Annotated in this window: 10 protein-coding genes and 1 tRNA gene; 7 read left to right on the forward strand and 4 right to left on the reverse strand. The window is 61.6% G+C overall.

What is annotated here, in order from left to right; translation table 11 throughout:
• Window positions 1-61: 61 nt before the first annotated feature.
• The 3 genes from V9T28_RS15950 to V9T28_RS15960 all read right to left on the reverse strand — a co-directional run bounded on the left by V9T28_RS15950 (window position 62) and on the right by V9T28_RS15960 (window position 2,770).
• On the reverse strand, window positions 62-1,432 hold the full coding sequence (locus V9T28_RS15950; protein WP_116400039.1) for an ATP-binding protein: 1,371 nt from the start codon (window positions 1,430-1,432) through the stop codon (window positions 62-64).
• The gene (locus V9T28_RS15955; RefSeq protein WP_116400040.1) at window positions 1,429-2,166 is read right to left on the reverse strand and encodes a response regulator; all 738 of its coding nucleotides are present in this window, start codon (window positions 2,164-2,166) and stop codon (window positions 1,429-1,431) included. Before V9T28_RS15955 ends, V9T28_RS15950 begins: the two co-directional genes overlap by 4 nt.
• Before the next feature lie 76 nt (window positions 2,167-2,242).
• A complete protein-coding gene (locus V9T28_RS15960) occupies window positions 2,243-2,770 on the reverse strand; it encodes a MarR family winged helix-turn-helix transcriptional regulator (protein WP_245424032.1) in 528 nt (175 codons plus the stop codon).
• A gap of 168 nt (window positions 2,771-2,938) precedes the next feature.
• Here V9T28_RS15960 and V9T28_RS15965 point away from each other — a divergent pair, with 168 nt between their 5' ends.
• From V9T28_RS15965 to ggt, 5 genes are all read left to right on the forward strand, one after another.
• The gene (locus tag V9T28_RS15965) at window positions 2,939-3,829 is read left to right on the forward strand and encodes a branched-chain amino acid aminotransferase (RefSeq protein WP_116400042.1); all 891 of its coding nucleotides are present in this window, start codon (window positions 2,939-2,941) and stop codon (window positions 3,827-3,829) included.
• A 148-nt stretch (window positions 3,830-3,977) separates the two neighbouring features.
• The gene (gene xseA / locus V9T28_RS15970) at window positions 3,978-5,534 is read left to right on the forward strand and encodes an exodeoxyribonuclease VII large subunit (protein WP_116400043.1); all 1,557 of its coding nucleotides are present in this window, start codon (window positions 3,978-3,980) and stop codon (window positions 5,532-5,534) included.
• 77 nt (window positions 5,535-5,611) lie between these two features.
• A complete protein-coding gene (locus tag V9T28_RS15975) occupies window positions 5,612-6,352 on the forward strand; it encodes a metallophosphoesterase family protein (RefSeq protein ID WP_116400044.1) in 741 nt (246 codons plus the stop codon).
• 4 nt (window positions 6,353-6,356) lie between these two features.
• Window positions 6,357-7,763, forward strand: coding sequence for a serine/threonine protein kinase (locus V9T28_RS15980; protein WP_116400045.1), 1,407 nt, complete (start codon window positions 6,357-6,359; stop codon window positions 7,761-7,763).
• A gap of 449 nt (window positions 7,764-8,212) precedes the next feature.
• Window positions 8,213-9,967 (forward strand): gamma-glutamyltransferase, encoded by a 1,755-nt coding sequence (gene ggt / locus V9T28_RS15985; protein WP_116400310.1) that lies wholly within the window; start codon window positions 8,213-8,215, stop codon window positions 9,965-9,967.
• Between the two features lie 103 nt (window positions 9,968-10,070).
• On the opposite strand, the gene V9T28_RS15990 is transcribed toward ggt, so the two are convergent.
• A complete protein-coding gene (locus V9T28_RS15990) occupies window positions 10,071-10,424 on the reverse strand; it encodes a hypothetical protein (RefSeq protein ID WP_147306410.1) in 354 nt (117 codons plus the stop codon).
• A gap of 774 nt (window positions 10,425-11,198) precedes the next feature.
• Between V9T28_RS15990 and V9T28_RS15995 the strand changes: the two genes are divergently transcribed.
• A tRNA-His gene (locus V9T28_RS15995) sits at window positions 11,199-11,275 on the forward strand.
• 371 nt (window positions 11,276-11,646) lie between these two features.
• Window positions 11,647-11,856, forward strand: coding sequence for a cold-shock protein (locus V9T28_RS16000; RefSeq protein WP_116400046.1), 210 nt, complete (start codon window positions 11,647-11,649; stop codon window positions 11,854-11,856).
• Window positions 11,857-12,241: the final 385 nt, after the last annotated feature.

Genomic DNA, 12,241 nt, shown 5'->3' on the forward strand with positions numbered 1-12,241 from the left:
ATCCGAACAGAATGATTTTGTAAGGCCCGCTTTGGTTTTCGAGGCGGGCTTTTTTACGCGATCAAACAGGAATGCGCACGACGGCGCGCAGGCCGCCGAGCGGGCTCTCGCCCAGCGTGATGTCGCCGCCATGGGAGCGGGCAATATCGCGGGCGATGGCCAGGCCCAGGCCGGAGCCGCCTTCATCCTGATTGCGCGCCTCGTCGAGGCGGTAGAACGGCCGGAACACATCCTCGCGCTGATGCGCCGGAATGCCGGGCCCGTCGTCGTCGATATTGACGGTGAAAAAGCGGTCGTCGCGCGCCGCATCGATCGCGATCGCATCGCCGTACCGCTGGGCGTTGGAGATCAGGTTCAGCAGCAAGCGCCGGAACGCGTCGGGGCGCAGAATCACGAGCGGATTGCCGCGCATGCTCGCGGTGACGCGATGGCCCAAACGGGCCGCGTCGTCGCGCAAATTGTCGAGGAATTTCCTCATGTCGGTCGCCACCGCCGCTTCGCCCGTATCGCCGCGCGCGAAGGCGAGATAGGCTTCGAGCATGCCGCTCATTTCGTCGATATCGTTTTCCAATGCATCGACGTCGGGGCCGCTTTCCATCAGGGCAAGCGAGAGGCGGAAGCGGGTGAGAATGGTGCGCAGATCGTGGCTGACGCCGTTCAGCATCATCGTCCGCTGCTCGATGTTGCGCTCGATGCGGCGGCGCATGGCGAGGAAGGCGTAACCGGCCTGTCGCACCTCGCGCGCACCGGACGGCCGATAGTCGACATCGCGCCCCTTGCCGAAGTTTTCCGCCGCCTCCGCCAGGCGCGAAATCGGCCGGATCTGATTGCGCAAGAAGGCCAGCGCCACCAGGATGAGCACGAGCGACGTGCCGACCATGTACAGAATGAACACATGCGAGTTCGACGCATAGGCATCGCTGCGCCGCGTGAAGACCCGCAGCACGCCGTCATCCAGCTTGATGCGGACCTCGACGAGACTCGACTGCCCGACCGTGTCGATCCAGAACGGCAGGCGGATCTGCCGGCGGATCTGGTTCGACAGGACATGGTCGAGCAGCGAGAAGAACGGTTTGGGCAGAACGGGCGGCAACGGCTCTTGCCCAAGCATTTCCACATCGACGAATTTCAACTGGTCGACGGCGATGCGCTCAAAGACCTTCTCGTCCTCGGGCTTCGGATAGGCTTTGTGCAATTCGATCAGCGCCGCAATATCGCGCGTCACCGCATCCGAAAGCCGGTAGGTGACGATCTGCCAATAGCGTTCCATGTAAAAATAGGTGACCGCCGCCTGCAAACCGACGATCGGCACGATCACGATCAGCAACGAGCGTGCAAAAAGCCCTTTCGGCATGCGCTCGGCGACCCACCGCGCGAAAATTCGCCAAGCGAGTCGCGGACGTTCCACAAAGGAGATCAGCGGCAGCGTCATTTATCCGTCAACAAGCGATAGCCGAGGCCGCGCACGGTTTGCAGGTGACGCGGGTTGGCGGGATCAAGTTCGATCTTGCGGCGCAGGCGGTTGACCTGCACGTCGACGGTGCGCTCGTTCGCAGCAAAGCCGACGCCGCCCAAGGCCTCGCGCGAGACGGTTTCGCCCGGCTTTTCGGCGAGCATTTTCAGCATTTCGCGCTCCCGGTCGGTCAACCGGATGATATCGCCGTCGATCGTCAGTTCGCCGCGCATGAGATCATAGGTGTAGGCGCCGAAGCGCACGATCTCGATCGGCGCGAGCGGCGACGGCGGCCGGGCGCGGCGCAGGATCGAGGCGATGCGCAGCACCAATTCGCGCGGGTCGAAGGGCTTGGTGAGATAATCGTCGACGCCGCGCTCGAGGCCGCTCACCCGGTCGCTCGGCTCGGCGCGCGCGGTCAGCATCAGCACCGGCACATCGGGCGCGCTCAAGCCCGTCGCGCCGGCGCGCAAGGCGGCGACGAAGTCGAGGCCGTTCTCGCCCGGCATCATGACGTCGAGCACGATCAGGTCGAAGGCCAGATTCTTGAGCGCGGTACGCGCCTCTGCCGTATCGGCCGCGGTGGTGACGCGATAGCCATTCTTCATCATCACGCGCGACAGCAATTCGCGGATGCGCGTGTCGTCATCGACAATCAGCAAATGGGCGGCATCGTCGGCCAGCGGCGGAAGGGCGGATGCGTCGGCGCTCATATATCCCTCAATGCGTTTCAAGGCGAATGCAACGGGCGTGGCAACGGCAAAACTACACCGCACAGCGCGTGCTTCGCTACTCTTCCTGCGTTCCCGCCCCCCAAACCAATCCCGCGACCTTGGTGCGCTCGTGCGGGTCGATCATCCCCAACAGGAAATTGATGACGGCGCCGCGGGCCTGCGGCCCCATTTCCTCCATCGCGCGGGCAAAACGGGTGGACTGCAATTGCGCCAAATCGAGGGCGAGCTTCTGCCCTTGGGGCGTCAGAAAGAGGAGGCGCTGGCGCCGGTCGGTCGCCCCGGCGCGCTGCTCGACATAGGCATGGTCGAGCAGTTCCTTGAGCACCCGGTTGAGGCTCTGCTTGGTGATTTTCAAAATGTCGAGCAGTTCGGCGATGGTCAGACCCGGCTGCCGGTTGACGAAATGCAGCACGCGGTGATGGGCGCGCCCGAACTTATAGGCCTCGAGCAGCCGGTCGGCGTCGCCGACAAAATCGCGATAGGCAAAAAAGAACAATTCGATCAGATCGTAGATCGGCGCCGTCTGGACCGGCAGGGGAGCCGGCCCTCCCCGCGACGAATTCTTTTGCCGTACTCCGTCCATCGATCGCTCCATGCCGCGCGCCGCCCGGTGCCCAGGAATCGCGCATGGCTCCTATACGTCAGCCATATTGACATATTTCATGCCAATTGTTACTCGTCAAGCACGCTGGACGAAACAAAGGAACCTGAAACTCGCCGGCGTCTTCACAGATCTTCCAAGGAGCCCCCTATGTCCATTCTGCCTTTTGATAAACGTGACGGCGTGATCTGGCTGGATGGCAAGCTCGTACCCTGGCAGGAGGCCAAGCTGCATGTGCTCAGCCACGGCCTGCATTATGGCTCTTCGGTGTTCGAGGGCGAGCGCGCCTATGGCGGCGTGATCTTCAAGTCGCGCGAACATTCCGAGCGCTTCCACCGTTCGGCCGAATTGCTCGATTTCAAAATTCCCTACACGATCGAGGAACTCGATGCCGCGAAAGCCTTGGTCGTGAAGACCAACGGCTTCGAGAGCTGCTATGTTCGCCCCGTCGCCTGGCGCGGCAGCGAGATGATGGCGGTCGCCGCGCAGAATGCGACCATTCACGTGGCGATCTGCACCTGGGATTGGCCGTCGATGTTCGACATCGCGCAAAAGATGAAGGGCATCCGCCTCGACATCGCCGACTACCGCCGCCCCGATCCGAAGACCGCGCCGTGCCATTCGAAGGCCGCCGGCCTCTATATGATCTGCACGATCTCCAAACACATCGCCGAGCGCAAAGGCTATGCCGATGCGATGATGCTCGACTGGCAGGGCCGCGTCGCCGAATGCACCGGCGCCAACATCTTCTTCACGAAGGACGGCGTCGTGCACACGCCGATCGCCGATTGCTTCCTGAACGGCATTACCCGTCAGACGGTGATCGATCTCGCCAAGCGCCGCGGCATCGATGTTATCGAGCGCCGCATCATGCCGGAGGAACTGGCGAGCTTTAACGAATGCTTCATCTGCGGCACAGGCGCGGAAGTGACGCCCGTCTCCGAGATCGGCCCGTATACATTCACGCCGGGCAATATCTCGCGCACACTGATCGAGGATTACACCGCCGAAGTGACGCCCAAGGCGGCGCAAGCTGCGTGATGTGTGCCACCGCACAGCCGACAAGGGGCGAAGCTGGCATCTTCTTGAACGTCAGCCCCCTCTGACACTCCCCGCACTCAAACGGCGCCTTCGGGCGCCGTTTTTTTGAGCGCTGGCTATACCCTTCAGAATCATTCATTCTGCCGACATGACCGATGCACCGAAATCCAATGTCGCGGAATATTCCGTCTCCGAACTCTCCGGCGCGCTGAAGCGCACGATCGAGAACGAATTCGGCTTCGTGCGGGTGCGCGGTGAAATTTCCGGCTATCGCGGCCCGCATTCGTCCGGGCACGTCTATTTCTCGATCAAGGACGCGAGTGCGAAGATCGACGCGGTGATCTGGAAAGGCGTGTTCGGCCGGATGCGCGTGCGGCCGGAGGACGGGATGGAGGTCATCGCGTCCGGCAAGATCACGACCTTTCCCGGCAAATCCTCCTACCAGATCATCGTCGAGCAGATCGAACCCGCCGGCGTCGGCGCGCTCATGGCACTGTTGGAGGAGCGGCGCAAGAAGCTCGCCGCCGAGGGCCTGTTCGATACGGCCCGCAAGCGGCCGATCCCCTATCTGCCGGAGGTGATCGGCGTCGTCACTTCGCCGACCGGCGCCGTCATCCGCGACATCATTCACCGCATCCAGGACCGCTTTCCGCGCCACGTCCTGGTCTGGCCGGTGCGGGTCCAGGGCGAGGGCAGCGCCCAGGAAGTGGCTGCCGCGATTCAGGGCTTCAACGCCCTGCCCGCGGCCGGCAACATCCGCCGCCCCGACGTGATCATCGTGGCGCGCGGCGGCGGCTCGCTTGAGGATCTGTGGGGCTTCAACGACGAGGCCGTGGCACGCGCGGCCGCGGCGAGCGACATTCCGTTGATTTCGGCGGTCGGCCACGAGACCGACTGGACCTTGATCGACCATGCCGCCGACCTGCGCGCCCCGACCCCGACCGGCGCCGCGGAAATGTGCGTGCCGGTGCGGGCGGAACTCCTCACCCAGCTTGCCGATCTGTCGCGCCGGCACGACGGCGCGATGCTGCGGCGCCTCGACCGGCTCAAGAGCGACCTGCGGGCCACCGCGCGCGCCCTGCCCTCCGGCGACGAGATCGTCGCCCTGCCGCGCCAGCGGCTGGATGCCGCGACCTCGAAGCTCGGCCACGCCCTGCGCGGCGGGCTCGACAAGCGTGCCCTGCTACTGCAGCGGGTAGGCGGACGCCTCGCCGGTCAATCGCCGCAGGTCCGCATGGCGCGGGCACGGGCGCATATGGACGGCCTCGTGCTGCGCCTGGAGCGGGCGCCGCGCCTCACCTTGCAGCAGCGCCAGGAGCGGCTCGCCACGCTCGCCGCGAGGCTCGTGACCGCCCTGCAGGCCCGGACCGCGCGGGCGAGCCTCGAAATCGGCAACCGCAGGCAGCGGCTCGACTCCGTGCAGGGCCGCCTGCACAACGCCTTCCGCACCGCGCTGCAGCGCCGGCAGACGCAGCTCGACCACACGATGAAGCTGCTCGCCTCCTACGATTGGCGCGACGTGCTGAAGCGCGGTTATGCGGTGGTGCGCGATGCCGAGGAAAACCCGGTGACGAGCGCGAAAACCTTGAGCGACGGCGCCCGCTTCAACGTGCAATTCGCCGACGGCCGGGTGAGCGCAGTGGCGGGTGGAAAAGGACGCCCGCACAAAGCGAAGACTGAACGCGAGCAGGGATCGCTGTTTTGAACCCCTTCTTGCCACGCTTGCTTTAGCCTGCCAAGCGTGGTGTGCTACCGCAAAACGAAATCGCGCCACGACCACGCATGCTCATCGCCCTCCTCGCAGACATCCATGGCAACCGGGAAGCCTTCGACGCATGCCTTGATGATGCTTATACGCAAGGCGCGGATCACTTCGCCTTTCTCGGCGATCTCGTCGGCTATGGCGCCGATCCGTCCTATATCGTTGATCAAGCCGCGCAGATGGTTGGGGAGGGCGCGCTCGCCATCCTCGGCAATCATGATGCGGCCGTCGATGAGGGCGGGTACGGCATGAACGAGCACGCCCGCGCCGCCATCGATTGGACCCGCGCACATCTGGACCGCGAGCAGCGCGCGTTTCTCAAAGCCTTGCCGGTGCAGCACCGCGTGAAGGACGTGCTCTATGTGCATGCGGATGCGTCCGCACCAGAGGAATGGCATTATGTGATGTCGCAGCGCGAGGCGGAGATCAGCCTGAATGCGACCGACGCGACCGTCACGTTCTGCGGCCACGTGCATCGCCCGCAACTCTACACGATGGCGCCGCGCAAGCTGCCCTGCAGCTTCACGCCGAAAGGCAGCGTGCCGATCCCGCTTGCGGGCAACCGCAAGTGGCTCGCCGTCATGGGCGCGGTCGGCCAGCCGCGCGACGAAAACCCCGGCGCCGCTTACGGCCTGTTCGACGATGCGAAAAAGCTCCTGACGTTCCGCCGCGTCCCTTACGACATCGAGACGGCGGCGGAAAAAATCCGCCGCGCTGGCCTGCCGGCGATCTTGAGCGCGCGCCTCTTTATCGGGCGTTGACGCGATGCGTCCCTATCAACTCGAAACCGGCGCCGAGATCGACGGCTTCCGCATCGGCAAAAAATTGCATCAAGGCGGCATGGCCAGCGTCTGGAGCGTTTCGCGCGACGACATCGACTTTCCGATCATCATGAAAGTGCCGATCATTGCCGACGGCGACGACGCGACCAGCATCGTCGGTTTCGAAATGGAGCAGATGATCCTGCCGCATTTGCAAGGCGCGCATGTGCCGCGTTTCGTAGCGCAAGGCGATTTCACCGCCCAGCCTTATCTCGTGATGGAGCGCATCGAAGGCCCTTCGCTGCTGCCCAAGCTCGCGCATGTGCCACTGCCCGTCGCTGAGGTCACGGACATCGGCGTGCGTATCGCGACAGCGCTGTCCGATCTGCATCGCCAGCGCGTACAGCATCTCGATTTGAAGCCGTCCAACATCATGCTGCGCCCCAGCGGCGAAGTGGTTTTCATCGATTTTGGTTTGTCGCGGCACCACGACCTGCCCGATCTGCTGCAAGAGGAATTCCGGCTGCCGATGGGCACCGGCCCGTATATCGCGCCGGAGCAACTGGCGCATGTGCGCAGCGATCCGCGCAGCGATATTTTTGCGCTCGGCGTTCTGCTCTACTTTTTCGCCACCGGCACGCGGCCCTTCGGCAACCCGCAAGGCAGCGGCGCCTTGCGGCGGCGGCTGTGGCACGATCCGGCGCCGCCGCGCGCCCTGAAAAAGGACGTTCCGCCCTATCTGCAAGAGGTCATTCTGCATTGCCTCGAAATCGAGGCCGATGACCGCTATCAGAACGCGGCGCAGATCGCATTCGACCTGTCGCATCCCGATCAATTGCAACTGACGACGCGGGCAGAACGCTTGGCGCGCAGCGGTTTTATCACGCGCTGGCAGCGCCGGGTGAAAGCCATGGGCTGGGAGCCGAAGGAACCGCTCTCGATCGAGTCGCCCGCACAATCGGCACCGATCATCCTCACGGCCGTCGATTTATCGCCCGGCATGGAGCCTTTGGCCGAGGCCATTCGCGCCATGGCGGCACGGCTCGTGAAAACCATGCCGCTCGCGCGGCTTGCCTGCATCAATATTCTGCGCACCCATCGCATCGGCATCGACTATGTGATCGACGAACAGGGCCGCAACCTTCACGTCACCCGGCTCGTCGCGCTCAAAGGCTGGGCGCAGCCGTTGAAACTCGACACGGCGCGGATCACGTTTCATGTCTTGGAGGCGCCGGATCCGGCGGCGGCCATTATCGATTTCGCCAAGACCAATCATGTCGATCAGATCATCATCGGCGCACGCGGTTCCTCGACCTTGCGCCGCTATCTCGGCAGCGTTTCCGCGCAGGTTGTGGCCGAAGCGCCGTGTACCGTTATTGTGGTGCGTGCGCAGGGACAGAGCGAGAGCTAAGACTGGCCGCGCTTGGCTCGGATCCATGACTTTTTGGAAAAATGTCCGCGATGATTGCGCGCGACTCCTTCTCCCAGAGGGAGAAGGTGGCTTGCGAAGCAAGACGGATGAGGGGACCTTCTCGCGAGAGTAGCCAAAGCAAGACTCCAGCCAATGATGATTCCGAGTCCCCTCATCCGTCACGCTTTGCGTGCCACCTTCTCCCTATGGGAGAAGGACGCGCACAATCGTTGCGGGCAAATTTCCCCAGCGGCTGTGGATCGCGTTCGGAACTACATTGCGGCCTTCTTATAGATCAAAGCTTCCATGCCCTCCGCGATTTGCCCCCGCGCGCAATTTCATATTAGGCTGGCACAGGATACCGGCGCAGAGCTGCCCGCACTCATTCCAGGGAGAGATGCATGACCGACGATGCCCCGCATTCGCCGACAACAAATCCGTTGCGAAGGATGAAACACTTTCTTGCCGCCGCATGCATGATGACGCTTGCCCCAACGCTCGGCATGGCGGCATCGGTTCCCGCTGTTGAAGCGCCGCATGGCATGGTCGTGTCGTCGCAACATCTCGCCTCCGACATCGGCGCGCAAATTCTCGCGCAAGGCGGCAATGCGATCGATGCCGCGGTCGCGGTCGGTTATGCCGAAGCGGTCACCAACTCTTGCTGCGGCAATATCGGCGGCGGCGGTTTCATGGTGATTCATATCGCCAAGGACGATCACGACACGTTCATCAACTTCCGCGAAAAAGCTCCGGCCGCAGCGACCAAGAATATGTATCTCGATGCGCAGGGCAATGTGGTCAAGGGTTCGAGCCTGATCGGCTATCTTGCCGTCGGCGTACCGGGCACGGTGCTCGGTCTCGACACCGCGCTCACCAAATACGGCATGATGCCGCGCGACAAAGTCATGGCGCCGGCGATCAAGCTCGCGCGCGACGGCTTCGTTCTGTTGCGCGGCGACACCGACATTATCGATGCGGACGCCGCCTTTCTGAAGAACGATCCGGTGTCGACAAAAATCTTCTTCCGCCCCGACGGCTCAGCGCTGCAACCTGGCGACAGACTGGTGCAGACCGATCTCGCCGATACGCTCGAAGCCATCGCCAAGAATGGTCCCGACGCTTTCTACAAAGGCGATATCGCCAAGAAGGTCGAGGAGGCGATGAAGGCGAACGGCGGCATCATGACGGCGCAGGATTTCGCCGATTACAATGTCACCGAAACCGATCCCGTCACCTGCACCTATCGCGGCTATAAATTCATCTCCTCGCCGCCGCCTTCGTCCGGCGGCACGACCATGTGCGAAATCCTCAACATTCTGGAAGGCTACGACCTGCACGCCATGGGCTGGCATTCGGCCGAAGCGGTGCATTACATGGTCGAGGCGATGCGGCACGCCTATATGGACCGCAACACCTATCTCGGCGATCCGGCTTTCGTGCAGAACCCGCTCGACCGGCTGCTGTCGAAGGATTACGCCGCGCAGATCCGCACCAAGATTCTCGCGGACAAGGCGACACCGTCGAAAGACGTGCAGCCTGGCGTCGCGCCGCATGAAAAGACTGAAACCACCCATTATTCGGTCGCCGATCAGGACGGCAATGCCGTCTCCGTCACCTATACGATCAACGGCCTCTTCGGCGCCAATGTGATCGCGCCCGGCACCGGCTTTTTGCTCAACGACGAAATGGACGATTTCTCGATCAAGCCGGGCGTGCCCAATCTGTTCGGGCTCGTCCAGGGCGAAGCCAATGCCGTCGCGCCGGGCAAGCGCCCGCTCTCCTCGATGTCGCCGACCCTGATCACCAAGGACGGCCACATCATCGCGGTGCTCGGCAGTCCCGGCGGCTCGCGCATCATCACCATCACCCTGCAGACGGCGCTGAACATGATCGACTATGGCATGCAGCCGCAGGAAGCCGTGGACGCGCCGCGCATTCATCACCAATGGCTGCCCGACGAAGTGTTCGCCGAGCCCTATGCGCTCTCGCCCGATACGGTGGAAATCCTGCAAGGCATGGGCTACAAGATCACCCAGCAGACGCCCTGGGGGGCGGCGGAACTGATCGAACTGCCGCAAACCGCGGCAGGCGGCGGAACCGCGAGTTCCGGCAATGATTCGACCCTCGGCGGCAAGATGAAGCCCGGCTTCATGTACGGCGCCAACGACGCCCGCCGGCCGGCGGGGCTCGCGGTCGGCGAATAGGACGTGCAGGCGCCGGAAGGAGCAAAGTCCGTCCGGCGCGTGCCCCATTCAAGCCGCTGTACAGCCCCCATACGCACGGAGAGGGCCGTCCAACCCGCCAAATTTAGCGGAAGACGTGAACATAATAGCCCGAGTAGCTAGGCGCCTTGTAGTAATACCCACCGGCTGGGGTATAGCCGTAAACGGGGCCGGTGTAGGAATACCTAACTCCGGTGTAAGTCGGGCCGGTGTAGTGATAGCTCGGCGCCGTATAGAAATATGAGCCGGTTGACGTGTAGCCGTGAACGGGACCCGTGTAGGTGTAGCTGGGACCCGTGTAGCTATACGCGCCGCGCGTGTAGCTCGCGCCGGTGTAGGAATAGCTAGGACCGGTGTAGAGCGATCTCCCAGACGTATAGCCGTAGACAGGGCCGGTGTAGGAATAGCTGGGCCCTTTATAAACGTAAGAATTTGCCATGTATCCCTCCGTTCATCTCGACTGACAAAATTGGCCTTACAACAGGTCAAAACTTCGCGATCGTAACGATTTTGCTTCAAATGCTTACATAGCATTGCCAACCGTTCGCATATTCATGGATCGCACAGAGCAAACGTTGAAAATCTTCCGACCTTGGTTCGACATTCTCGGCGATCGTTGCACCATTGCCGTCGCCTTCAAATCGGGTGCAGCTATTCTTGCTCCGGGCACTTGAACGTAAGCTGAACGCGTGCCGTGTTTGGCCTGTGGACGTCCAACATGACCGGCCTTGCAGCACCGGCTTGGCCCTGCCCTTCCCCACCAATGCCCATGGTTGCCCCTGTTTAGCTCGGGACCACTTCGATCATTCCAGACCCGATGGCTCCGCAAAAGATTACATTTTGGTAATATTTCGACAAGAACATTACGAAAATGTAATGGCTTGGTAGCGCCGAGGGCGTGACGCGTGACGGCGCAAACCGGCAAAGGCTTGAGCTGCCGTGCCGATTTTCTGCGATTCCCGAGAATTACCGCAGCGAGAACGATGCCCCCAACAAGAGTGCGCGTTGCCGATAAAGTCGGGCCAAAAATGGCCCTTTGCCCCCCGGATTTTGAAGGCGGCATGCCGTCGGGCGTCGAAAAACATATGAGATGTCGACCAAGCCAGTCGAAAAACGCGTCGTTCGATTTTCCCCTTTCCTGCGGAAAATCCTGTGCCGACCCGTCATGTGACGCTTGCATTCTCGGTCCGTTACTTTTACAGGAAGCGCTGTTGCCGCCATAGCTCAGTTGGTTAGAGCGCTAGATTGTGGATCTAGAGGTCCCCCGTTCGAGCCGGGGTGGCGGTACCATTTCGAGCAAATAAAATCGATAAGTGAGCGCTCGTACGATTTCGCGCGTCGAACGGTGTTTTCGCTTGAGCCGCCACCGACTCGCCATGGGGCGAATTTTTCACAGCGGCCCGGCTCGGCGAATCGCAAACACGCCGGCGCTTTTTTGAAAGTGGAGATTGCTTCAGCGCAATCCGGCACGACGTCGGTGATGGTCGGTGGCCATAAGAGGAATTGCAAAATCTCGAATTGAGCCTATGGTGACGACATCGACCATTGTCAGTGACGTCGCTTAAGAGCCATCGTGCTCCGTCAGATCTCCTCTCAAATAATCGATCTCACGTCGCAGGGTATCGCGGCAACCGCAATGATTGTTTCGAAAGGAAACTCTTATGAATTCAGGTACGGTAAAGTGGTTCAACGCCACCAAGGGTTTTGGCTTCATTCAGCCGGATGACGGCAGCACGGACGTCTTCGTCCATATCTCCGCCGTCGAGCGCGCAGGTCTGAGAGATTTGGCCGATGGCCAAAAGGTCCGTTACGACCTCGTGAAGGACAAGCGCTCGGGCAAGAGCTCGGCCGACAATCTCCAGGTGGCATGATTTTGCCACTCGTTCCCGTTGGCCACGGATGAACTGGCAACGGCGCTGAGTGACATAGAGAGGTCGGGGTCGCACCCGACCTTTTGTTTTGGTGTGAAGATGTGACTGATCATCGGCCATCGCCCGGCGCTGCCGCACATTTCGAATGGCTCGATGATCAGGCTGGCGATACGGGAGCATTTTTCGTTCTTTCAGGATCGAAAAATGCTCTAACTTTTTGTTTTATATAATTTTCTTAGCCGAAAAGCCGAACAGCTTTCAGAGTGCCGCGCACTTGGAACCGCGCGGTGTCAGCACCTGTCAAAGTCAGACGGTTAGCGGGAGATGTGTTCTAGCCCACATCGTAAAGGGCATCGTCATGCGATCGTCAAATATCGATCCGATT

It is taken from the genome of Methylovirgula sp. 4M-Z18, assembly GCF_037890675.1.
Taxonomy (GTDB): domain Bacteria; phylum Pseudomonadota; class Alphaproteobacteria; order Rhizobiales; family Beijerinckiaceae; genus 4M-Z18.